The 23771-nt window shown below is 65.5% G+C and carries 22 protein-coding genes and 1 tRNA gene; all 23 read right to left on the bottom strand.

Annotated features, from left to right (window positions below):
- Positions 1–57: 57 nt before the first annotated feature.
- The 23 genes from AC3IT0_RS06305 to AC3IT0_RS06195 all read right to left on the bottom strand — a co-directional run bounded on the left by AC3IT0_RS06305 (position 58) and on the right by AC3IT0_RS06195 (position 23607).
- Positions 58–131 (bottom strand) — tRNA-Leu (locus tag AC3IT0_RS06305).
- A gap of 20 nt (positions 132–151) precedes the next feature.
- Complete coding sequence (locus AC3IT0_RS06300) at positions 152–1096, bottom strand: N-acetyltransferase (protein ID WP_489322905.1); 945 nt, start codon at positions 1094–1096, stop codon at positions 152–154.
- A 108-nt stretch (positions 1097–1204) separates the two neighbouring features.
- Positions 1205–2704, bottom strand: coding sequence for an NAD(P)/FAD-dependent oxidoreductase (locus tag AC3IT0_RS06295; RefSeq protein ID WP_489322904.1), 1500 nt, complete (start codon positions 2702–2704; stop codon positions 1205–1207).
- A 38-nt stretch (positions 2705–2742) separates the two neighbouring features.
- Positions 2743–4119 (bottom strand): S8 family serine peptidase, encoded by a 1377-nt coding sequence (locus tag AC3IT0_RS06290; protein ID WP_489322903.1) that lies wholly within the window; start codon positions 4117–4119, stop codon positions 2743–2745.
- 34 nt (positions 4120–4153) lie between these two features.
- Positions 4154–5101, bottom strand: a complete 948-nt coding sequence (locus tag AC3IT0_RS06285; RefSeq protein ID WP_489322902.1) for a Ppx/GppA phosphatase family protein — start codon at positions 5099–5101, stop codon at positions 4154–4156.
- A complete protein-coding gene (locus AC3IT0_RS06280; protein WP_489322901.1) occupies positions 5098–5769 on the bottom strand; it encodes a DUF501 domain-containing protein in 672 nt (223 codons plus the stop codon). The genes AC3IT0_RS06285 and AC3IT0_RS06280 overlap by 4 nt, the downstream gene beginning before the upstream one ends.
- A 28-nt stretch (positions 5770–5797) precedes the next feature.
- On the bottom strand, positions 5798–6463 hold the full coding sequence (locus AC3IT0_RS06275) for an FtsB family cell division protein (RefSeq protein WP_489322900.1): 666 nt from the start codon (positions 6461–6463) through the stop codon (positions 5798–5800).
- Between the two features lie 135 nt (positions 6464–6598).
- A complete protein-coding gene (gene eno / locus AC3IT0_RS06270) occupies positions 6599–7879 on the bottom strand; it encodes a phosphopyruvate hydratase (protein ID WP_489322899.1) in 1281 nt (426 codons plus the stop codon).
- A gap of 132 nt (positions 7880–8011) precedes the next feature.
- Entirely contained in the window at positions 8012–8611 is a 600-nt protein-coding gene (locus AC3IT0_RS06265; protein ID WP_489323728.1) for a MazG nucleotide pyrophosphohydrolase domain-containing protein, read from the bottom strand.
- Positions 8612–8672: 61 nt separating this feature from the next.
- A complete protein-coding gene (locus AC3IT0_RS06260; RefSeq protein WP_489322898.1) occupies positions 8673–9824 on the bottom strand; it encodes an adenosine deaminase in 1152 nt (383 codons plus the stop codon).
- 39 nt (positions 9825–9863) lie between these two features.
- Positions 9864–10592 (bottom strand): DedA family protein, encoded by a 729-nt coding sequence (locus AC3IT0_RS06255; protein ID WP_489322897.1) that lies wholly within the window; start codon positions 10590–10592, stop codon positions 9864–9866.
- An 83-nt stretch (positions 10593–10675) separates the two neighbouring features.
- Positions 10676–11326 (bottom strand): DedA family protein, encoded by a 651-nt coding sequence (locus AC3IT0_RS06250; protein WP_489322896.1) that lies wholly within the window; start codon positions 11324–11326, stop codon positions 10676–10678.
- 5 nt (positions 11327–11331) lie between these two features.
- On the bottom strand, positions 11332–12645 hold the full coding sequence (locus AC3IT0_RS06245) for a thymidine phosphorylase (protein WP_489322895.1): 1314 nt from the start codon (positions 12643–12645) through the stop codon (positions 11332–11334).
- Positions 12620–12991: a cytidine deaminase gene (locus AC3IT0_RS06240; RefSeq protein WP_489323727.1), complete on the bottom strand. Its 372-nt coding sequence runs from the start codon at positions 12989–12991 to the stop codon at positions 12620–12622. The genes AC3IT0_RS06245 and AC3IT0_RS06240 overlap by 26 nt, the downstream gene beginning before the upstream one ends.
- Positions 12992–13048: 57 nt before the next feature.
- The gene (locus tag AC3IT0_RS06235) at positions 13049–14374 is read right to left on the bottom strand and encodes an ABC transporter permease (RefSeq protein WP_489322894.1); all 1326 of its coding nucleotides are present in this window, start codon (positions 14372–14374) and stop codon (positions 13049–13051) included.
- Complete coding sequence (locus tag AC3IT0_RS06230) at positions 14371–15738, bottom strand: ABC transporter permease (RefSeq protein ID WP_489322893.1); 1368 nt, start codon at positions 15736–15738, stop codon at positions 14371–14373. The genes AC3IT0_RS06235 and AC3IT0_RS06230 overlap by 4 nt, the downstream gene beginning before the upstream one ends.
- Positions 15731–17368: an ABC transporter ATP-binding protein gene (locus tag AC3IT0_RS06225; RefSeq protein ID WP_489322892.1), complete on the bottom strand. Its 1638-nt coding sequence runs from the start codon at positions 17366–17368 to the stop codon at positions 15731–15733. Before AC3IT0_RS06225 ends, AC3IT0_RS06230 begins: the two co-directional genes overlap by 8 nt.
- 178 nt (positions 17369–17546) lie before the next feature.
- The gene (locus tag AC3IT0_RS06220; RefSeq protein WP_489322891.1) at positions 17547–18653 is read right to left on the bottom strand and encodes a BMP family lipoprotein; all 1107 of its coding nucleotides are present in this window, start codon (positions 18651–18653) and stop codon (positions 17547–17549) included.
- A gap of 298 nt (positions 18654–18951) precedes the next feature.
- The gene (locus tag AC3IT0_RS06215) at positions 18952–19974 is read right to left on the bottom strand and encodes an NADP-dependent oxidoreductase (RefSeq protein WP_489322890.1); all 1023 of its coding nucleotides are present in this window, start codon (positions 19972–19974) and stop codon (positions 18952–18954) included.
- Positions 19971–20402 (bottom strand): organic hydroperoxide resistance protein, encoded by a 432-nt coding sequence (locus tag AC3IT0_RS06210; protein ID WP_489322889.1) that lies wholly within the window; start codon positions 20400–20402, stop codon positions 19971–19973. Before AC3IT0_RS06210 ends, AC3IT0_RS06215 begins: the two co-directional genes overlap by 4 nt.
- A 45-nt stretch (positions 20403–20447) precedes the next feature.
- Complete coding sequence (locus AC3IT0_RS06205) at positions 20448–20882, bottom strand: MarR family winged helix-turn-helix transcriptional regulator (protein ID WP_489322888.1); 435 nt, start codon at positions 20880–20882, stop codon at positions 20448–20450.
- A 304-nt stretch (positions 20883–21186) separates the two neighbouring features.
- Positions 21187–22386 (bottom strand): amidohydrolase, encoded by a 1200-nt coding sequence (locus tag AC3IT0_RS06200; RefSeq protein ID WP_489322887.1) that lies wholly within the window; start codon positions 22384–22386, stop codon positions 21187–21189.
- 87 nt (positions 22387–22473) lie between these two features.
- Positions 22474–23607 (bottom strand): mannose-1-phosphate guanylyltransferase, encoded by a 1134-nt coding sequence (locus AC3IT0_RS06195; protein WP_489322886.1) that lies wholly within the window; start codon positions 23605–23607, stop codon positions 22474–22476.
- Positions 23608–23771: the final 164 nt, after the last annotated feature.

Below are 23771 nucleotides of genomic sequence, written 5' to 3'. Positions count from 1 at the left end.
GAGGTCACGCGGGGGTGCGGCATGGCGCAGCAGGAGGAACTCCATAGGGAGAATTTGTGCCCCAGGTGGGACTCGAACCCACAACACGCGGATTTTAAGTCCGCTGCCTCTGCCAATTGGGCTACTGGGGCGCCCGGTCAATGGTATCCCGTCATTGGCCCGCAAGCGGTCCGGCGTACCGGAAGGTCCCGTGGACGCCGCCGGGCCAGACGGCCAGCGGGAGCAGCTGGAAGTGGTCGCCCCACGCTTCGTCGGGCGGCAGAACGCCGAAGTTCGTAGCCGGGACGAAGCCGAAGCGCGGGTAGTACTCCGTGCTGCCCAGCAGCGCAATGCCGCCCTCCCCCGCCGCGTTGGCCCGGGCGATGGTGTCATTCATGAGGGCAGTGCCGATCCCGTGGCGCTGCAGCCTGGGTGTAACCCCGATGGGCCCAAGCCCAAGCAACCCGTAGCCGCCCACCCAGCCGCGTGTGCTGATCACATGGCCGACTATTTCGTCATCGAGCACCGCCACCACGCTGAACTCCGGCAGGTAGTCCTCACATTCGAAGAGCTGGCGGAGCACTTCCACCTCTTCGGGCTCCCCGTCTACCGGCAGGCCCGTGACGGGAGAGACTGCGAACGCCTCCGCAGTCAGCGCAAGGATCTTGTCCCGGTCCGCAGCCGTCTCGTTCCGGAGCAGCAGCTCAGGCCGCGGCTGGTGCCGGCTGGCGGCTGACAGCTCAGCGAGGGCCTCGACGGCGCGTGGTGCGTCCGCCACCGGCACCAGCAGGTGGTCGTGGTGGAACCCGGCCAGCACGTTGCAGCTGATCCTGGCGTCGGTCAGGGCTTTCCCGACGGCGGCGGTCAGGCCAACAGCTTCCAGCGCCGAGTGCACCTCCAGGGTGATCCATGCCGCCACAAAGTCGTAGTGCAGCCCCAGGCTGTCCGCCGCTTCCCGCGGCAGGACAACCGTCAGGCCCTCAGCCTCACGCACGGCAGCTTCGATGCCCGGCTCGAGGGGCCTGCCATGCGGCCACAGGACGTAGACGTACTCCCCCTCCCGCAGTACCGGTTTCAGTGTTGCCAGCAGGGTCTGGAGGTTCTTTTCGCCAGTCATGCTGACAGTCTAGAAGGGACACCCGGCGGGATACGCGAAACGGCGGCTATCCCCCTCAAGGGGACAGCCGCCGTCGGGCGTTACAAATGCTGCGTCAGGATGCCAGTTTTACTTGGCGTCCGCGGTGACCGACTCCTTGGCGTCCACGCTGGTGGCAGCCGCGGAGCCCGGCTGTACTGCTGCGGCAGGCGCCTCAGGTGTGCTTGCTGCCGGGGCGGGAGCGGCCGCGGCCGGCTTGGGAGCCGGCGTTGCAGCGGCCACAAAGGCGCCGCGCGGGTTGTCGAGGTCGATCAGCTGGGTGGTGTCGCGGCCCATGAAGAACGCGAGGATCCAACCCATGATGACGCGGACCTTGCGCTCCATGGTGGGCATGGCCATGCCGTGGTAGCCACGGTGTGCCAGCCAGGCGAGCGGGCCCTTGAGGCCGATGCGGCCCACGAGGCTGATGTTGGCGACACCCTTCCACTCGCCGAAGCCGGCCACAGCACCCAGGTTCTTGTGCTTGTAGTCCTTCAGCGGCTTGTCCCAGCGCGAAGCCCACAGGTTCTTGGCGAGGCGCTTGGCCTGGCGAAGTGCGTGCTGGGCGTTCGGGACGCAGGTGCCGTCCGGCAGGCCGCTGCCCGTGAGGTCCGGCACGGCGGCGATGTCGCCCGCGGCCCAGGCGTTGTCGATGATGCCTTCATCGCCGCCGATGCGCAGGTCCGGCAGAACGCGGACGCGGCCGCGCGGTTCCAGCGGGAAATCGGAGGAGCGGATCATCGGGTTGGCCTGCACGCCGGCAGTCCAGACGAGGGTGTCGGCTTCGAATTCCTGGGCGAGGGACTTGTCCGGGAGGTTGATGAGCTTCAGGGAGCCCTCAGCGCTGTCCAGGGAGGTGTTGAGCAGGACCTCGATGCCGCGGCTGCGGAGGTGCTCCACAACCCATTCGGCCTGCGGTGCCGTGACCTCGGGCATGATGCGGCCCATGGCTTCAACCAGGACGAAGCGTACTTCTTCCTGACGGATGCGGGGGTTGTTCTTGACCGCGGCGCGGGCCAGGTCTTCCATTTCGGTGATGCACTCGATGCCGGCGAAGCCGCCACCGACAACCACGAACGTCAGTGCCTTGGCGCGGGCAGCGGGGTCCGCGATGGTGGACGCGGCCTCGAGGCGCTCCAGCACCTTGTTGCGAAGGGCCACAGCCTCTTCGATGGTCTTCAGGCCGATGCCCTTGTCCGCCAGGCCCTTGATGGGGAATGTGCGGGTGATGGCGCCTGCGGCCACCACGATGTCGAAGTAGGGGATCTCGATGTGCTCTCCGCCGTCCGCGGGTGCCACGACGGCGGTGCGGTTGGCGTGGTCGATCGAGGTGACGCTGCCCTGGATGAGTTCAGTCTGCTTCAGGTGCTGGCGGTGCGAGACCACTGCGTGGCGGGCCTCGATGTTGCCGCCGGCCACTTCGGGCAGGAAGGGCTGGTAGGTCATGTAGGGCAGTGGATCCACGAGGGTGACGATGCCACCGGCATTCGCGATCTTCTTCTGCAGTTTGAGTGCTACGTACAGGCCGACGTACCCGCCGCCGACGACGAGTACCCTGGGACGGTCCTGGAGCTCTGGGGTGGTTGCCATGATTTAAGGATACAACAGTTTGTGAAAATCTTCACTAACTACGTCTTGCCGCCTGAATCAGCGGTTTGGAACGCCCCGGTATCGGGTTCCTCGCGCGCCGTTCCGGGGGTTCGGACAGCCCTCCGCAGCTGGAAGGCAGCGGCCCCTATGATCACCACAAAGAGGACCACTGAACCGATCACGACGGCGGCGCCAACGGCACTGTCACGCTGTGAGGGCGCCTCCGCCGCGGGCACAGTGGGCTCCGGGAGGGTGGGGACAGCACTGGCCACTTCGTCGGTGGGCACCGGTGCCGGCGCACCAAGGTTGCCGCGCCGGTGTACGCGGATCCAGTCCGAGATGGAGCCGAGCGGGTTGGCGGAGGCTTCCGGGACGGAGTCCTTCAGGGCGGCCTCTGCGTTCAGCACACCAAAGCCGTACAGCGGGTCTTTTCCGGCAGGACCGGCATCCTTGGTTGTGCTGACGATCCGGTTGATGACCTGCTTGGCGCTCATCTCCGGCCACTTGGAACGGATGAGTGCGGCCACCCCGGCAACAATCGGGGCAGCTCCGGAGGTTCCCGCCCATTCCGCGTAGCCGCCGCCGGGCAGCCCGCCCAGCAGGTTTTCGGCCGGGGCCGCCACACCGATGCTGATCCCCTGCGAGGACGAGTCGACGCTCGCTGTGCCCTTGCGGTCCAGGCCGGCGACCGTGAGGACGCCGGGGATGGTGGCGGGCGCGCCGACCTGGAGGTTGCCGCCTATCCGGTTTCCGGCGGCGGCCACGATCACCACATCCTTCTGTTCGGCATAGAGGAAGGCAGCGTCCCAGCTCTGGGGCCACTGCGGCGTGGCGCTGCCCAGCGAAATGTTGATGACTTTGGCCCCGTTGTCCACGGCCCAACGGACAGCTTCGGGGATCTGGTCCTGATCACTCTTGCCGGCAGGGTTGGCCGATCCCAGCCACGTTGACACCGACAGGATCTCAGCTTCAGGAGCCACGCCAATCATGCCGTCCGGTCCGCCGGTGGCAGCGGAGCCGGGACTGGGCGAAGCGGTCGCGCCGGCCGGCCGGTGTCCGCGGCCGGCCAGGATGGTGGCTACCAGGGTTCCGTGTTCAGGCTTGACCCCCAGGCTCTTCTGCCCGTTGGGGCTGCCGGCCCCGGACACGTCGAAGCCTCCGGTGACGGCGCCCAACAGGTCCGGGTGCTGGGCATCAACGCCGCTGTCGATCACCGCGACCTTGACCCCGGCGCCCTTGGAAACTTCCCAGGCCTTCGTAATTCCGAATTCGCCAAGCCAGTACTGTTTGTCCCGTTCGGCGTCGGCCGTTGCCGCGGGCGCCAGGGTCAGTCCGGCGGCCAGGCTGACGCCTGCAAGGGTGATCGCCAGGAGAGCTGACGCGGCCCGGCGGAACCGTGCTGTTGCTCTGGTCATGTGGGTTCCCATGCTTGGTTGGCTGATGGCCTGGTTAGTGGAGGCTCAGGGCAATTCCGTCAAGAATATCGTGTTCGCTGGCCGTGGCCGTGACGATCCGGCCCGCGGTGAGTTCATTCAGCCGCTCCAGGATGCGCCGCCATACCAGCCCGCCGGCGCCCATGACATCGACGCGGCCGGGGTGCATGTACGCCAGTCCGGCACGTTCTCCCCTCGTCATGTGGAGGAGGTCGGTGGCGGCCTCGGTGATGGTGCCGATGGACAGTTCCGTGCCGTGGATCGCCGCCGGTGAATACTCCGGAAGCCGCAGCGCGTGGGCGGTGATGGTGGTGATTGAGCCGGCCACGCCGACGACGGCGGTGGCGCGTTCCAGCGGAACGTCCAGTGCCGCACGGGCGATGGCGGCGTCGACGTCGGCTTCCGCGGCGGCGATCTGCTCGGCCGTGGGCGGATCGTCCTGCAGGTGCCGTTCGGTCAGGCGGACGCAGCCGACATCCACGGACTTGGCGGCGGTGACACCGCCGGCGGTCCCGAGGACGAACTCCGTGCTGCCGCCGCCGAGGTCAACCACCAATACCTGCTCGCCGTCAAGGATGGGCAGGACGCTGCTGGCCCCGGCGAAGGACAGGGCAGCTTCTTCATCGCCCGAGATAACCTCCGGCTCAACGCCCAGCAGGTCCCGGATCCCATCCACAAAGACCTGGCGGTTGCGCGCGTCCCGGCTGGCCGAGGTTGCCACGAAACGGATGGACTCGGCGCCGTGCTCGCGGATCAGGGCCGCGTAATCCGCAGTGGCCGCGAAGGTGCGCTCCAGCGCCTCAGGGGCAAGTTCGCCGGCGGCGTCCACTCCCTGGCCCAGCCGGACAACCCGCATTTCCCGGACAACGTCGGTGAGCTTCGCTGTCCCGCTGCTGCGGTCGATATCGGCGATGAGCAGGCGGAGCGAGTTCGTGCCGCAGTCGATGGCGGCGACGCGGGTCATACCCCTGCCCCGTCAGTGCCTGCGCTCTTGCGGACGGGCGCGGGCCGGCCCACGATCTCCGGCAGGCCCTGGGGTCCGTGGCGGCTGAGATCCTTTGACGGGGCCTCCCCCGCGGTGTCCCAGGCGCCGTCGCAGTAGCAGCGGTCCCTTGTCCACCATTCACTGATGCCGGCAATGGCCTCATCCCCCAGCGGATTCACGCCGGGCCCCGCCGCGAGGGAGTGGCCCACCAGGACGTGGAGGCATTTGACCCGGGTGGGCATGCCGCCGGCGGAGATGCCGTCAATCTCCGGGACGGCGCCGATGCCGGAACGCTCGCCAATGGCCGCGCGGGCTCCGAGATAGTCCTCGTGGGCCGCACGGTAGGCGGCCGCGAGCGGCTCATCGGCGCTCAGTCGCTCATTCATGTCGTTCATCAGCCCGGCAGCTTCCAGCCTGGAAACCGCGGAAGTGATGACGGGGTGCGTCAGATAGAACGTAGTGGGAAACGGTGTCCCGTTGCTCAGCCGCGGCGCCGTGGCAGCGACGAGGGGGTTGCCACAGACGCAGCGCGCCGGGATTTCCACCACATCGCGCACCGGCCGTCCCAACTGCCTGCTGAGTACTTCAAGATCCTGTGCTGATGGCTGGCGGGACTTCTCCGGCGCAGTCGCCGTGTTTTCTTCCACTGGAACGGGCCATCCTTCCTCTAGCTGTTCAGTCTGTGGCCGCACGCCTGATGGACTCCCACAGGGAATCCACCCACGGCAGATCGGCGGGGTCTTGTGCTGCTGTGGCGGTCTGGCTACTGCTTGTTCCGGCCGGCAGATCGCTGCCGAAGACCCAGTAGCCGGATTCACCCGGCATAACCATGTTAATGCGGTCGCGCGCCTGCTGTTTCACGTAGTTCGGATCCTGCCACCGCGAGATCTGCTGCCGCAGGCCGTCCTGCTCGGCCTGGCGGGCGGCAATATCGGCGCTGAGGGCGGCGAGTTCGGCGCGTTTGTCGAAGAAGATCTTCACGGTGGGTGCCAGCATGATGGTGATGGCAATCATGACCACGGCGAGTGCCAGCATGCGGCCGGAGAACGCCTTGGCAGGTACCGGCTGGGTGTCATCCTCGGCGGTGTCAGGCTTCGGCGTCTTGCCCGCGGTGTTCACGCCGCGGCCGCTGCCCTGCCCTCTGGTGGCCGGGAGCTTGGTGTCCGCTCCGGACGTTCCGGCGCTGGATGCCGGGCCGGCCTTGCCCTTGGTCCCGCCCTTTGCGCTGCCGGCTGTACCGCCAAAATCAGCGCGGATGACGCCGGTGCCTTCCTTGGCTGGGTCCGTGGTGGCCTGGTGCCTCGAAGCTGCTTTGGGAACTTTGGGACGGCGGGTAGCCATGACACTCCTGAAACGTGCGGCCTGCCTCTGGCCGCAACTCTGCGCTTGATGCCGGCTCAATCAATGACGGCTAAAACAAAAACCGGTGGCTATGGTCTTTCAACCATAGCCACCGGTCAGAGGTTTACGCGGCTACTAGCCCTTGAAACGCGGGAAAGCGCTGCGGCCGGCGTAGCGTGCGGCGTCGTCGAGTTCTTCTTCGATGCGCAGCAGCTGGTTGTACTTGGCGACGCGCTCGGAGCGGGCCGGGGCACCGGTCTTGATCTGTCCCGCGTTGGTGGCAACGGAGATGTCAGCAATGGTGGTGTCCTCGGTTTCGCCGGAGCGGTGCGAGGTGATGGTGGTGAAACCGGCACGCTGGGCCAGGGAAACGGCGTCCAGGGTTTCGGTCAGGGAACCGATCTGGTTCACCTTCACCAGCAGCGAGTTGGCGGTCTTGGTGTCGATGCCGCGCTGCAGGATTGCCGGGTTGGTGACGAAGAGGTCATCGCCCACCAGCTGGACCTTGTCGCCGATGGCGTCGGTGAGGGTCTTCCAGCCGTCCCAGTCGTTCTCGTCCAGCGGGTCCTCGATGGAAACCAGCGGGTAGTCGGCCACGAGCTCGGCGTAGTAGGCGCTCATCTCGGTGGCGGAGAGTGCCTTGCCTTCGAACTGGTAGGCGCCGTCCTTGAAGAACTCGGAGGAGGCGACGTCCAGCGCCAGGGCGATGTCCTTGCCCGGGGTGTAGCCGGCGTTCGTGATGGCTTCCTGGATCAGGTCCAGGGCGGCACGGTTGGACGGCAGGTTCGGCGCGAAGCCACCTTCGTCACCGAGGCCGGTGGACAGGCCCTTGGCCTGCAGGACGGACTTGAGGTTGTGGTAGACCTCAACGCCCCAGCGGAGGCCCTCGGAGAAGGTCTCGGCGCCGATCGGGACGATCATGAATTCCTGGATGTCCACGTCGGAGTCGGCGTGCGAGCCACCGTTGAGGATGTTCATCAGCGGAACCGGCAGGACGTGCGCGTTGGGGCCGCCCAGGTACTTGTACAGCGGCAGGTCTGCAGAGGCGGCAGCCGCGTTGGCAACGGCCAGCGAAACGCCCAGGATGGCGTTGGCGCCGAGCTTGGCCTTGTTGGGGGTGCCGTCCAGGTCAATCATGGCCTGGTCGATGCTGCGCTGGTCGGTGGCGTCGAAGCCGGTCAGGGCCGGAGCGATCTGGTCGATGACAGCGTCAACGGCCTTCTGGACACCCTTGCCGAGGTAACGTCCCTTGTCTCCGTCACGGAGCTCAACAGCCTCGTGCTCACCGGTGGAGGCACCGGAGGGTACTGCCGCGCGGCCGATCTGGCCATCGGAAAGCAGTACTTCAACTTCTACGGTCGGGTTTCCGCGGGAATCGAGGATTTCGCGGGCGTGGATGGCATCGATAAGCGCCATGGATGTGCTCCTTATGGGCGATTTTGGGGGAACGAACAGCTGGAAAATAGCGTTAAATCTGGGACGTCCTCGTCAGGACCAAGCCTAGTCGAGAGTGGTTCAGGTTACGGAACCCTATCCATCACCCGGACGTCATGATGGCGACGCGAACTGCCGCCGGATGGCGCCCCGAAGGGCACGTTCGGCGTCGAATCCTTTGGCACGTGCAGAGCCGACGACGGCGAGCAGCAGGTCGCCGAGCTCCTCTTCGGAGCCTGGGCCCACAACCGCAGGGTTCCCTGGCCGAGCTTGCGAGGTTAGGGAGTGGTTGGGGACCGATCCTGCCCGCTCGGCCCGGTCGAGGAACTTCTGCGCCTTCGCCAGGGCCGGCAGGGCGTCCGGGATCCCTTCAAAAGGCCCCGTCCGCTCCGGACGTTCCGCAGTCTTCACGGCGTCCCACTTGAGGACAATCTCCGCCACGGTGGCAGGGAAGCTGTCCTGCAGCGTGCCGTCGGGCCGGAAGACATGCGGATTGCGGCGGACCATCTTGGCACTCAGCCCGCGCGCGACGTCGTCGAACGTGAACGTGCCGCGCTCCTCGGCGAGCCGGGCGTGCAGCACCACCTGAAGCAGCACATCGCCCAGTTCGCCGCGGAGCTCGGCGTCATCCGCGCCGGTCTCGATGGTCTCGGCAACCTCGAAGGCCTCCTCCAGCAGGTACTCCACCAGCGAGGCATGCGTGAGGGCTCCCATCCACGGGCAGTGCTCGCGCAGCTGGGCCACCTCGGCGACCAGCCGATCGATGGGAGCCGGCTCAGCCAAGGTTGTCGTAGGCGTCGTTGATGTACTCCACCAACGCTTCCTTCTCTTCGAGCGGCAGGAAGGACGCCTCGGCAGCGTTGAGCGTGAGCTCCAGCAGATCGTCGAGGTCGTAGTCGAAGGTTTCCACGAGAAGCTCGAACTCGTCCGTCAGGGTGACGCCGCTCATCAGCCGGTTGTCGGTGTTGATGGTGACGTTGAAGCCCAGCTGGTACAGCATGTCCAGCGGGTGGCTCTCGATGCCCTCGCCGAATCCGGCGATCGCTCCGGTCTGGAGGTTCGACGACGGGCAGATCTCCAGGGCGATGCCGCGGTCGCGGATCCAGCTGGACAGGTCGCCCAGTGTGACCAGGCCGATGCTGTCTTCGTCGCTCGCCGCGGCGTCGTCGTCTTCGTCGTCGAACTCCACCATGATGTCTTCGGCGATGCGGACGCCGTGGCCCAGGCGCAGTGCCCGGCCGTCCACGAGGGCGGACTGGATGCTTTCGAGTCCGGCGGCCTCGCCGGCGTGCACCGTAGCGGGGAAGTTGTGCTGGGCGAGGTAGGTGAAGACGTCTTTGAACCGGGACGGGAGGAAGCCGTCTTCAGCTCCGGCGATGTCAAAGCCCACAGCGCCCTTGTTGCGGTGACGGACAGCCAGTTCGGCGATTTCCTGGCCACGGTCTGCGTGGCGCATGGCGGTGATCAGCTGGCCCACCTGGATTTCGCGGCCGCTTTCGGTCACGGCGTCCACGCCGGCTTCGAGGCCTTCCTGGACTGCGTCAACAACCTCGTCCAGGGACAGGCCGTTCTGGAGGTGCTGCTCCGGCGCCCAGCGCACTTCGCCGTACACCACGCCGTCGTCCGCGAGGTCCTCGACGAATTCCTTGGCGACGCGGATGAGGCCTTCCTTGGTCTGCATCACGGCGACCGTGTGGTCGAACGTCTCCAGGTAGCGGACCAGCGAGCCGGAATCCGCGGACTCGCGGAACCACTCGCCCAGGGCCACAGGATCGGTGGAGGGCAGCTTGTGGCCAATGGCCTCGGCCAGTTCGATGATGGTCGCTGGACGGAGACCACCGTCCAGGTGGTCGTGGAGCGAAACCTTAGGCAGGCTCTTCAGGTCGAAATCGATGGCAGGGGCGGCGTCAACAATAGGCTCAGTCACCATCCAACCTTAGGGTCGGCGGGCGGCTTATGCCAGCCGCTACTTCCCGAGCTGCTCCGCCTCAGCCGGGGAGGAAGCCAGCAACGGTGACGCCCCGGTGTGCGCGGGCACGGACCCTTCCGGGCCGCCGTCAAGCCATTCATCCACAGTCTCGGCGTCGTTGCGGGCCAGGTGATTGTGCCACCAGCGCAGGAGGTGGTCGATCAGGATGCCCAGCACGATGGCGAACACTACGGCAATGCCTGCGCTGAGCAGCGGGTTGTGGTGGAGCCAGGGGAACGAACTGGCCAGGATCCCGATGCCGATGGAGTACCCCACCCACGTGATGCAGGCGAAGGCGTCCAGCAGGAAGAACCGGCGGTGCGCGAAGCCGGTGCTGCCGGCAACATAGTTGACCGCCACCCGCCCCCAGGGAATGTAGCGCGCCGTGAAAATCAGGACGGCGCCGCGTTTTTCGAGTTCATACCGTGCCCAGCCGAAGGCCTTCTGCACTTTGGGACGGCGCATCCATTTCCAGCGGTCAAGGCCGATCCTGCGGCCGAGCATAAAGGCCATGTTGTCACCGGCAATGGCACCGATCAGTGCTGTGGCGCCCAGGATCCAGAGATTCGGTTCACCGCTGTGCCGGGAAAACGCGGCCAGCGCCACGATCAGCGTCTCGCTGGGGACCACCATGGCGAAGCCGTCAATGAAGAAGAACACAAGAAGGACCGGGTAGATCCACCATTGGCCCGCTGCATGGAGCACGGCCTCATTAATAAACTCCACGCGGGTCTTGCTCCTAGACGAAATGATGAAGCCGGATGTGACGTAAATCGCTCTTCAGTGTCCCATGCCCGGGACGTGGTTCGCTACGTTCGGGTCCCGGAATCCCTGGCCTCAGGATCCTCCATCCGTTCCACCACCGGAACCTTTCCCCGGATGCGGTTGATGACCAGGTCCACCACGATTCCAAGGCCCACGGCGCAGACGATCGCGATGGCCGCGCCCAGCAGATGGTTGTCCTCAAACCACTGGCCGAAGAACAGCCCGATACCCACCGAGTAGGAGGCCCAGAGAGTGGCGGAGAGGACTGTCAGGCCAACGAAACGCAGATGCGGATAGTGGGTCACGCCAGCGGTGAGGTTGACGGCAACCCTGCCGATGGGGATGAACCGGGCCACGAGGATGAGCGACGCTGGCCGTTTCCTCAGCTCGTGCCCTGCCCAGCGGAATGCGCCTTGCATCCGCGGCCCGCGCATCCAGTGCCAGCGCCGGGTCCCGACCCGGCGTCCGATGAGGTAGGCGATGTTGTCGCCCGAGAATGCGCCCAGGCCCGCGACGGCCATCAGCAGCCAGGGGTTGGGGACGTCCGCGGTGGCAGCCACGGCGGCCAGGCCCACCACCACGGATTCGCTGGGGATAGGCGGGAAAAACCCGTCAATCAGGCAGCAGGCCAGCACAAGGAGGAGCACCCACGGCTGCCCGGCGGCAGCGAGGATGAATTCATTGATGGCTTGCATGCTCCCTATGCTATTCGGTCGATGATGAGCTGCTGCGCCGGCCGTGCCCCTTCCGGGGCGATCGTGACGGCGTGCTCCAGGGCTTCCTTGGCGCGTGCGAACTTCTCCGGCGTGTCCGTGAGCAGTGTCATGAGCGGCTCGCCGGCGCGGACCATGGCACCGGGCTTTGCATGCATGCGGATCCCGGCACCGGCCTGGACAGCGTCCTCCTTGCGGGCACGCCCCGCCCCGAGGCGCCACGCCGCAACACCCACCGCCAAGGCATCGAGCTCCACCAGGACACCGTCGGCCGGGGCAAAAATGACCTCGGATTCCTGGGCGACCGGCAGCTTGGCGCGAGGATCCCCGCCCTGCGCTTCGATCATCCGGTTCCAGACGTCCATGGCCCGGCCGTCTTTCAACGCGGCACGCGGATCGGCGTCGTGGACACCCGCGCAGGCCAGCATCTCTTCGGCCAGCCGGACCGTAAGTTCAACGACGTCTTCCGGGCCGCCGCCGGCCAGGACCTCAACGGATTCCTCCACTTCGATCGCGTTGCCCGCAGTGAGGCCGAGCGGGGTGCTCATGTTCGTCAAAAGCGCCACAGTGTTCACACCCGCGTCCTTGCCGAGGGCCACCATTGTTTCGGCCAGTTCGCGTGCCCGGGCCTCGTCCTTCATAAAGGCTCCGCTGCCCACCTTGACGTCCAGGACCAGGGAACCTGTGCCTTCGGCGATCTTCTTGCTCATGATCGAGGAGGCGATCAGCGGTATCGCTTCCACCGTGCCGGTAACGTCACGCAGGGCGTAGAGCTTCTTGTCCGCCGGCGCCAGCCCCGCCCCGGCGGCGCAGATCACGGCGCCGATGTCCTGGAGCTGGGCCATCATTTCGTCGTTGCTCAGGGCCGCCCGCCAGCCGGGGATGGATTCCAGCTTGTCCAGCGTGCCTCCGGTGTGGCCAAGGCCGCGGCCGGACAGCTGCGGCACGGCCACGCCGAACACTGCCACCAGCGGTGCCAGCGGCAGCGTGATCTTGTCCCCGACTCCCCCGGTGGAGTGCTTGTCGCTGGTAGCCTTCACGCCGCCGTCGGGCCGCCGGAGGCCGCCGAAGTCCATCCGTTCACCCGACGCGATCATGGCCGCCGTCCAGCGCGAAATTTCGACGCGGTCCATGCCGTTGAGCAGGATGGCCATGTTCAAGGCAGCCATCTGTTCGTCGGCGATGACCCCGCGGGTGTAAGCGTCAATGGTCCAGTCGATCTGCTCCGGGCTCAGGACGCCCCGGTCCCGCTTGATGCTGATGATCTGGACAGCATCAAACGGTTCGCTTGCTTGTGTCATCGGTGTTCCTCCAGATTTCCGGACCAAAGGCATCGGGCAGCACCTGGTCCATGGCCTTGATGCCTTGCGTCGTCATGAGCTGCATACCCGGCGCCCGGAACTCATACAGCAGTTGTCGGCAGCGCCCGCACGGCATGAGCACCTTGCCTGTGGAATCCACACAGTAGAAGGCGGCCAGGCGGCCGCCGCCGCTCATGTGGAGCTGCCCCACCAAAGCGCACTCGGCGCACAGGGTGAGGCCGTAGCTGGCATTCTCGACGTTGCAGCCGCTGATGATCCGGCCGTCCTCGGTGAGGGCTGCCGCCCCCACCGGGAACTTCGAATACGGCGCATAGGCCCGTTCCATGGCGGCGACCGCGGCCGATTCCAGGGCTTTCCAATCTACGAACCTCTCGGCCAAGGCTCAGCCCTTCACGTACGGGATGCCGCTGGCCGCCGGTGGCCTGGACCGGCCCACCAGCCCGGCCACGGCCAGCACGGTCACCAGATAGGGAAGCATGGCCATAAACTGGCTCGGCACCGGGGTTCCGATGATGGTCACGATGCTTTGCAGGTTGTCCGCAAAGCCGAACAGCAGGGCAGCGAAGAACGCTCCGATGGGGTTCCAGCGACCGAAGATCAGCGCGGCGAGGGCGATGAAGCCTCGTCCGCCGGAGATTTCCTTCGTGAAACTGTCAATCGCCACGAGCGTGAAGAACGAGCCACCGATACCTGCGATGGCACCGCCCAGGGTCACGTTCCAGAAGCGAGTGGCATTGACCTTGATGCCCATCGTGTCGGCAGCCTGCGGGTGTTCGCCCACAGCGCGGACCCGCAGGCCCCACTTGGTTTTGAACAGCCCAACCCAGACAACGATGACCGCCACGTACATCAGGTAGCCCACCAGCGACTGCTTGAACAGGATGGGGCCGAGGATCGGGATTCCCGAGAGGACGGGAATCTCGACGATGTCCAGGCCGGGCGGTGCGTTGAACTTGGCTTTGTCCGCCTGCATCACGGTGCTGAACAGGAACCCGGTGAGGCCGGAAACCAGGACGTTGAGCACCACGCCGACGATGATCTGGTTGACCAGGTACCTAATACTGAACAGAGCGAGCACCATGGACACCGCCGCGCCGGCCACAGTGGCCGCGAGCAGGCCCACGAAGGGGTTCTGCGTAATGCTGGCCACGATTGCCGCGGTGAAGGCGCCGCCCAGGAGTTGGCCTTCGATGGCGATGTTGACTACCCCGACCCGCTCGCACAGCACGCCGGACAAAGAGCCGAATACCAGCGGGACGGCCAGGGTGACCGAACCGGCGATAAGTCCGGCCAGCGAAATGCTGGGTGTCCGGGCACCGCCCACCACCCAGATCAGGAAGGCTGCCACAAACAGCACCGTAAAGGCAACGGTCAGCCAGGCCGGCGTGGGCCGGGCCTTGGTCTTCAGATAGACGGCATAGGCCGCAAGCCCAAGCATCAGGACCGAGAGGACGATGCCACCCGCCATCGCAGGAACTTCAAGGGCGGGAAGCTGGAAAAAATCCCCGCCGGTGGAAATTCCGAACCTTGCGGTCTGCGCTGATCCCATCAGGCCAAAGAAAATAAAAGCCACGAGACCCAACGCCGACAGCAGGACGGGGGTTTTCCAGCGCACCGGCTTGCCGGATGTTGCCTGGGCCTCGTTGGCCTCGGGCGCTGTTCCGGGCGTTCCGCGTCCCGGCAGGGGCGATGTTGCTGTTGCGCTCATGCTGCGCCTCCGGTGGTTGCTGCCTGCTGGGACTTCCCGGGCTTGGCCGGCTTCTTGCGGCGGGGGTTCAACCCGAAGACTGCCCGCACAAGCGGCGGAGCCGCGATAAAGAGGACAATCAGCGACTGGACCACAAGGACAATGTCGATGGGCGTTCCGGTCTGGATCTGCATCTGCGCGGCACCGGCGCGGAAGGCGCCGAACAGCAGGCCGGCAGCGAAGGTGCCCCACGGCGTCGAACGCCCCAGCAGCGCCACCGTGATGGCGTCAAAGCCGTACGTTGCCGCGACCCCATCCGTGAGGACCTTTTCCGTGCCGGCCACCTGGGCCACGCCGGACATGCCGGCGAGTGCGCCGGCTATTGCCATGACCAGGATGGTGGACCGCGAAACGTTGATGCCGGCGGTCAGCGCGGCCTTCGGGTTGGCCCCGACGGCCCGGAATTCAAAGCCGACGGTGGACCGGTTCAGCAGCCACCACACCAGGACGGTGGCCGCGATGGCCAGGACGAAGCCCAGGTGCAGCCGGTACTGGGAGCCGAAAATCTGCGGGTAGATTGCGGTGGGATCCAGGATCGGCGAGATCGGGTTGGACTCCCCCGGCCGCTGGAACGCCGGCGTGTTCAGCAAGTACCGCAGGAAGTAGAGCGCGATGTAGTTGAACATGATGGTCAGGATGACTTCGTGGGCACCCGTCCGGGCCTTGAGGAGGCCAACCAGGCCACCCCAGAGGGCTCCGCCCACAAGGCCTGCAACCAGCACCAGCAACAGGTGCAGGCCGAGGGGAAGGTTCAGGGCAAAACCAACCCAGGCCGCGAGGATACCGGCCATGATGATCTGTCCCTGGGCACCAATGTTGAACAGGCCCGCCCGGAACGCGAGGGCAACGCCCAGGCCCGCCGTGATCAGCGGTGTCGCGATCGTGAGGGTCTCCATCAGGGGCGCGAACTGGACGGCCAGGCTGGAACCTCTGGGGTTGAAGACGGACCCCTGGAACAGCGCCACGTAGGACCGGGTGGCGGAGTTCCACACTGCCGAGAAGAAATCTGTGGGCCGGGCAAACAGGTACCCCGACGCGGTGCTGACCCGCTCGTCCGTGGCGGCAATCAGCAGCCCGCCGATCACCAGTGCCAGCAGCACGGCCAGGACCGAGACCATCCCGTTGCCGGTGAAGATTTTCCGCATGAGGGTGTCCGGGCCGCCGGGAAGTTTCCCGCTTTGGGCGGTGGCAGGCACTGCCGAGGGGCTCATGGCGCCGCCGGCCGTGTCGACGGCCACCACAGCGGCGGTTTCTTCCGCCGCTACGCTCTGTTCGTGCGGTTTCGCGGGCTGGCCGGCATGTTTAGGGTGATGCTCTTCAGGCATGGTCGCCTCCTTCGGGGCTGGAGGCTGCACGGCGTTCTGCGGCAGGGGCATCCTTCGTGTCGGCCGGGGGCGTTTCAGTGGCCGCCGTGTCAGCTTTCACCGGGCCGGCGTGGTCAGCACCGGCAGCGTCTTCCGCGGAGATCCCTGCCATCATCAGGCCCAGGACACCGCGCCCGGTGCCGGCGGGGACGATTCCCATCAGCTTGCCCTTGTACAGCACGGCGATCCGGTCGGCGAGTTCCATGACCTCATCCAGCTCGGTGGAGATGATCATGACCGGTGTGCCCTGATCCCGTTCAGCCACGATCCGCTTGTGCAGGAACTCGATGGAGCCGACGTCCACACCGCGGGTGGGCTGCGAGGCGATAAAGAGGCGCAGCGGCCGGGACAGTTCCCGCGCCATGACCATCTTTTGCTGGTTGCCGCCCGAGAGGGTGCCGGCGGCCAGCAGGCCCGAGGGCGTCCGGACATCGAACTCGTCGATCCGCGATTTCGCGTTCTCCAGGACCTTCGCCGGGCTCATGCTGATGCCCTTGGCGAACGGCGGCTGGTCGTACCGGTCAAGCACAAGGTTCTCAGCGATCGAGAACGTGCCGATGAGGCCGTCAACGGACCGGTCTTCCGGGACGAAGCCGACGCCGGAATTGAGGACGTCCTTCACGCTGCGGCCAACGAGCTCCACGTTGTCCAGGAGGATGGAGCCGTGGACGCGCTCCTGCAGACCAAGGATGGCCTCGGTGAGCTCGGTCTGGCCGTTGCCCTGGACGCCCGCGACGGCAAGGATCTCGCCACGGGCAATATCGAAGCTGATGCTGTCAACGGTGTGCTGCCCGTTCGGAGCGATGACGGTGAGGTCCTTGACCTGGAAGGTCTTCTCTAGGGGCTTGGCGGGGGCCTTGTCCAGTGTGAGGCTGACGGCGCGGCCCACCATCATGGAGGCCAGCGCCGTGGTGGAGTCGCCTGGGTCGGCGGACCCCACTACCTTGCCGCGCCGGATCACGGTGATGGTGTCCGACACGGCTTTCACCTCGCGCAGCTTGTGCGAGATGAACACGATCGACGTGCCGCCGGACTTGAGTTGGCGCATGATGTCCAGCAGCTCGTCGGTTTCCTGCGGCGTCAGCACTGCCGTTGGTTCATCCAGGATCAGGACACTGGCGTCACGGACCAGGGCCTTGATGATTTCCACTCGCTGCTGGACACCGACGGGTAGGTCCTCAACGAGGGCGTCCGGGTCGACGTCGAACCCGTAGCGGTCCGAGATTTCCTTGATCCTGCGGCGCGTGACTTCCAGGTTGAGGAAGCCGCCGGCCGTGGTGGCCTCGGCTCCAAGGGCCACGTTCTCGGCAACTGTGAAGACCGGCACCAGCATAAAGTGCTGGTGCACCATGCCGATGCCAGCGGCCATGGCGTCACCGGGACCGCGGAAGGAAACAGGATTGTCGTCAACGAGGATTTCGCCCTCGGTGGGCTCGTAAAGCCCGTACAGCACATTCATCAGGGTGGATTTGCCGGCCCCGTTCTCGCCCAGCAGACAGTGGATCTGTCCGGGTTCAACCACCACGTCTATGTGATCGTTGGCAAGCAGGGAGCCGAAGCGTTTGGTGATCCCTCTGAGTTCAAGTTTCAAAACTCTGACCAATCTCGAAGCGTCCGTAATCGAAACCGGACGGGATATATGGCTGCAGCACCAGCCTAGTGCCTGCAGTCCCGGGTGGGCGGTCTCGCCGTGGAGCGAAACTCCAACGAAAAGCGCCACCACCCGGCCAGTCAGTGACCATCCGGGGGTGGCGCCTTAGCGAGGGAGACTAAGCCTTGGGGCTTGCCGCAGACTCGACCTTAACCTTGCCGTCCACGATGTCCTTCTTGAGCTGGTCCAGTTCGGACTTCAGATCGGCTGGGACCTGGGAGTCGAAGCTGTGGAACGGGGCCAACTGGACGCCGTCGTTCGCCAGTGTGCCGACGTACGGGGTGTTGGTGAACTTGCCTTCCTTGTCTTCCTTCACCACGGTCTGTACAGCCTCGCCCATAAGCTTCATGACCGAGGACAGCATGATGTCCTTGTATTCCGGTGCAGTCAGGAAGCCATCGGAGTCAACCCAGATGAGCTTGACGTCCTTGCCGGCCGCCTTCGCTTCGGTCAGGGCTGCGCCGGAGCCCTTGCCCACCGGACCGGCAACGGGCATCACGATGTCAGCGCCCTGGTCAAGGAAGTTCTGGGTGAGCTGCTTGCCCACGTCCTGTTTGGTGAAGTCGCCGGTGAAGCTTCCGTCCTGTGCAGCCTTGTCCCAGCCAAGGACCTTGACGCTGGTGCCCTTTTTCTCGTTGTAGTACTTCACGCCGTCGGCATAGCCGTCCATGAAGATAGTTACCGTGGGGATCTTGATGCCGCCGAAGGTGGCCACGGTTCCGGTCTTGGTGGTGCCTGCAGCGAGGTACCCGGCCAGGAAGGCAGCCTGGGCGGTGTCGTAGATGATGGGCTTGACGTTGCTGATCGGCGGGTTGTAGCCGAAGTCGATGATCGCGAAGTGGCTGTCCGGGTTTGCCGTCGCTTGTGTCTTGGTGGCGTCACCAAGCAGGAAGCCGATGGTCAGGGTGAGGTCGCAGCCGGCGGTGACCATGGCACGGAGGTTCGGCTCAAAATCGTTGTTGCTCTGGGATTCAACCTGGTTGACTTTGATGCCCAGCTCGGCTTCAGCCTTCTTCAGGCCCTCATACGAGGACTGGTTGAACGACTGGTCATCGAATCCGCCGGAGTCGGAGACGATGCAGCTGGTGTAGTCCGTGGCCGTCGCTGTGGGACTGCCGGCTTCGGGAGGCGCACCGCAGCTGGTCAGCAGGAGTGCGGTAGCACCCATGGTGGCCACGCCAGCAACTGAACCGCGCTTAAGGTATGCACGCAGTGATGTCTTCAAGATTCCTCCAGGATGAAGAGAGATGCGCTACGACGTGAATTCAATGAGTGTCTGTTTCAACCCTGAAATTCTGTTTTCACTGACGGTCCGCAGCACTGCGCCGAAGCGCTCTGATAGAACCAACATTAGTGGCCTGCAACACATCCGCTACCACATTGGAGCCGGATCCCGAAGATTGTTGAGAATTTGTTACCAACCAGTAGAAGTCGGCGGTTCCGTCCTCTCCCATTAGGCGCGAACGGACACTTGGGGCCCGCCCGGCGGGGCCTCAAGTGTCCGTTCGCGCTGGAGGGGGAGGCTAGAGGCGCACCAGCATCTTGCCGGTGTTCGCGCCGTCGAGCAGGTCCATGAAGGCCTGGGGTGCATTCTCCAGTCCATCCACCACGGTCTCGTCATAGCGCACTGTTCCGTCCGCCAGCCAGGCTGACATCTTCCCGAAGAATTCGGCGCTGTGCTGGCGCTGTCCGCTGACCAGGAATCCCCGTAGGGTGAGCTGTTTGCCGATGGCAAGCGCCAGGTTCCGCGGCGCCGGCGTGGGTTCGGTGGAGTTGTACTGGGCAATCGCACCACACATGGCCACGCGGCCACCCACGTTCAGGACCGCCAGGGCAGCCTCCAGATGATCGCCGCCGACGTTGTCGAAATACACGTCGATACCTGCGGGTCCTGCGGCCTGTACAAGCAGTTCCCGCACCGGCCCGTCGTTGTAGTTGAACGCGGCGTCGAAGCCCAACTCCAGGAGCCGCGCCACTTTCTCCGGGGTTCCCGCGCTGCCAATGACCCTGGAAGCGCCCATCGCCTTGGCGATCTGGCCCACAAGGGAGCCCACGGCGCCCGCCGCACCGGACACGAATACGGCATCCCCGGGTTTGAACTCGGCCACTTTGAGCAGGCCCGCGTATGCCGTCAGTCCGGTCATGCCCAGCGCGCCAAGGAACGCCGACGCCGGCGCAAGGTCCGTGCGGGCAGCAGCGGTTGCGTCTGCGTCCAGTACGGCATGTTCCCGCCAGCCCAGTTGATGGACGACGGCGTCCCCCACCTTCCGCCCCTCCGCCCTGGACGCGATGACCTCACCGATGGCGCCGCCGTCGAGCGCTGCATCCAGAGCGAACGGCGCCGAGTACGACTTGACGTCGTTCATGCGGCCGCGCATGTAGGGGTCCACGGAGATGTAGAGGTTGCGGACCAGGACCTGGCCGTCCTGAAGGTCCGGCAGCGGTGACTCTGCCAGCAGGAAGTTTTCGGAAACGGGACGCCCTACCGGCCGTGAGGCCAGGCGGATTTCCCGGGTGGATGTTGGAAGTGCCGTTGTCAGGCTCATGCTGCGAACTCCAGGATCTTGATGTCCACGGTCATGTTTCCGCGGGTGGCGTTCGAATACGGGCAGATCTGATGCGCTTTGGCCACCAGGGACTCGGCCGTGGCGAGGTCCAGGGCCGGAACCGCGATCTCCAGTTCAGCTGCGAGGCCGTAGCCCACGCCGTCGCTCAGGGCGCCAAAGTGGATCTTGGCCGCGACGGCTGAGTCGGTCAGGTCTGCACGCTCCTTGCGTCCCACGAGGCGAAGCGCCGAGTGGAAGCAGGCCGCGTAACCGGCGGCAAACAGCTGCTCCGGGTTGGTGCCCTTGCCGTCACCGCCCAGCTCTACGGGGCTGGCCAGGCTGACATCAAGCTTGCCGTCGTTGGTACGCGCGTTACCGTCCCGGCCTTCGCCGGAAGCCAGGGCCTCGGCAGTGTAGAGAGTCTTCATAGGTGGTCCGTCCTGTTGGATGTGGATAACGGAAATCTTGGGCGCTCAGTGCGCGCGGTGAAGGGCTTCGGTGAGCCTTTCCAGAGTGGTGCGAAGCTGTTCCAGCTCATCGGCTGACAACCCGGCGGCGTCCGCCAAGTGCCGTGGAATCCCGCTGGCCTTGCTGCTGAGCAAGCGTCCGGCCGTCGTCAGGTGGACTGCAACACGGCGCTCATCTTCCCCGGACCGGCGGCGCTCCACGACCCCCATGGCCTCAAGACGCTTGAGCAGCGGGGACAGCGTCCCGGAGTCAAGGCCCAGCTCCTCGCCGAGCTCCTTGACTCCCTTCGGCTCCGATTCCCAGAGGACCAGCATCACCAGATACTGCGGGTACGTCAGGCCGAGGTCTTCCAGCACGGGGCGGTAGACCGCTGTTGCCGCGCGGGACGCTGAGTACAGGGCAAAACACACCTGGCGGTCGAGGCGGGGGGCTTCAGTCATACCCTAGACGATAGTCCACAATTCAATTGTGCACAACTTACCCGGCCAAGGGGATGCGCGAACGAACACTTAAGCCCCATGTTTCAAGGGGGCTTAAGTGTCCGTTCGCGCGGGAGGTGGGGGCTTAAGTGTCCGTTCGCGCGGGAGGTGGGGGCTTAAGTGTCCGTTCGCGCGGGAGGTGGGGGCTTAAGTGTCCGTTCGCGCGGGAGGTGGGGGCTTAAGTGTCCGTTCGCGCGGGAGGTGGGGGCTTAAGTGTCCGTTCGCGCGGGAGGTGTGGGCTTAAGTGTCCGTTCGCGCCAGGGGGCTAGAGGTCGCGGAGGGTCCGGAGGGCCGCCGCCGTGAGGACCTGGATGCCCAGGCCGAGGGCGCGTTCGTCCAGGATGTAGTCACCGCGGTGCAGGTCGTACTCTTCTCCGCCGGGGGTCTTGGTGCCCAGGCGCATCATGGCTCCGGGACGCTCCGCCAGGAACCAGGCGAAGTCCTCGCCACCCATGGACTGGGGCGTCAGCACCACGGCGCCCTCACCGATTTCCGCGCGGGCCGCGGCCTCGATCAGAGCCGTCTCGTCCTCGGAGTTCACCACCGGCGGGACACCCCTGGTGTGTTCCAGATGGACATCCACTCCATAGGGCGCGGCCACCTGCTGCACCACTTCATCCAGGAGCTCGCCGGCGTCATGCCAGGCATCGCGGTCGAGGCAGCGCATGGTGCCTGACATGTAACCGGTACCCGGGATGGCATTGGGTGCCGAGCCGGCATTGATCTGGCCCCAGACCACGGACACCCCGCTGCGGACATCCACCCGGCGTGAAAGCACGGCGGGGACGTTGACGGCGATCTGCGCAAGGGCGAAGACCAGGTCCTCAGTGAGGTGCGGGCGGGACGTATGGCCGCCGCGGCCGCTCAGCTCGATCTTGATGGTGTCCGAGGCGGACGTGATGGCGCCGATGCGCGTACCGATGCGTCCGACGTCGATCCTCGGGTCGCAGTGCAGCGCAAGGATGCGCGGCACGCCGTCCAGGACGCCCTGCTCAATGCAGGACAGTGCGCCGCCGGGCATGGTCTCCTCGGCAGGCTGGAAAATGATGCGGACGGAACCGCCCAGCGGTGACTCCTCGTGCATGCTCTGCAGGACGAGCGCGACGCCGAGCATGGCGGCGGTGTGGACGTCGTGGCCACAGGCGTGGGTGACACCATGGTTCTTTGAGGCAAACGGCAGGCCGGTTTCCTCGATGATGGGCAGGGCGTCAATATCGCCGCGGAGCGCGGTGGCGATGGGCCCCTCTCCGATATCGACGGTAAGGCCGGTGCCTTCTAGCCGCCGCGGGGCGAGCCCTGCAGCTTCGAGCCGCTCCACCAGCTTGTCCGTGGTGCGGAATTCCTTGAAGGAAAGCTCGGGGTGCGCGTGCAGATCCCGGCGGAAGTCGATCAGTTCCGGCAGGAGGGGTTCCAACCATGGCCGCACTAATGCGGTGGGCTCGGCTTCAGTAGTGTAATTACGCACTCATTTACTCTAGCGAGCGTCCACGGAATAGCGTCATCACGGCGGGCGCGTTACAGATTGTGCCGCGGCTGGACACTCCCGACCGGGTTACAGAACGTCGGTGTCGCCACTGGCCTTGAGCGCGTCAACGGCTCCCTTGACCCGCTGCGCATGCTGCTTGGTGGTCACCAGCAGGGCATCGCCCGTATCAACGATGACTACGTCCTTAATGCCGATTAGGGCGATCACGCGCTTCGTGTCCGAAACCACCACGCCGCTGGCGTTTTCGGTGAAAACGCGCGCGCCTTCACCGATAACGGTGACGTCATCGACTTCCCGGGCACTGTTGAGCCGGCCCACCGAAGCGAAATCCCCGACGTCGTCCCATCGGAAGGTGCCGGGCACAACGGCAACATCGCCGGCCGCGGCGGCAGGCTCGGCCACCGCATAGTCAATGGCAATCTTGGGCAGAGTGGGCCAGACGCGGGCCGTGACGGCATCGCGTTCGGGGGTGTCCCAGGCCTGGGCGATTTCCTGCAGTCCCTTGAACAGCTCCGGCTGGTTGGCCTCAAGGTGCCGCAGCATCAGGGCAACGGGAGCCACGAACATTCCTGCGTTCCAGACATACTCGCCGCTGTCCACATACTGCTGGGCAACTTCCTCGTCCGGCTTCTCCACAAACTCCACCACGGCCTGGGCGCTGGGCGCACCTGCGACGTTGAGTTCCTCGCCCGCGCGGATGTAACCAAAACCGGTGGACGGGTGGGTCGGCTTGATGCCGATGGTCACGATCTTGCCGGCGGCTGCTGTGTGGATGGCCTCGCGGACGGCCTGCTGGAAGAGGTGGTCAGGACTGATGACGTGGTCCGCGGCAAAGGAACCCATGATGGTGTCCGGGTCACGCTCGTACAGGATGGCGGCGGCGAGGCCGATCGCGGCGCCGGAATCCTTGGGCTCGCTCTCCAGGACAAGGTCCGACTCCTGGATTTCGGGCAGCTGCCGGCAGACGGCAGCCCGGTGTGCAGTGCCGGTCACCACCAGGACGCGACTGCCCGCCAGCGGCTCAAGGCGGTCGTAGGTGGCGCGCAGCAAAGTGCTGCCCGACCCGGTGAGGTCGTGAAGGAATTTGGGAGCTGCTGCGCGTGACAGGGGCCAGAGGCGGGTCCCCACTCCGCCTGCCGGGATCACCGCAATAAAGCGGTTCAGGGGTGAATCCGGGCTTGTCACTTTGTCTGTACTCATCACGGCTACTTTAGCTGACGAGCCGCGAACTGCCCTTTCAGAACACTCCGCCAACTCCCGCGAGTGCGCCATGGTGTGGTATTCGTCTCATCCGCAGGCTAAACCCGCGCATTGCGGGTCACCAAGGAGTTCCTAAATTGAATAAGCTGTGAGCGAAGCCTAGA

This window comes from Pseudarthrobacter sp. KH_020_B, assembly GCF_057840185.1.
Note: the sequence above shows the minus strand (reverse complement) of the source record. Positions and strands in the feature narration are given on the sequence as shown.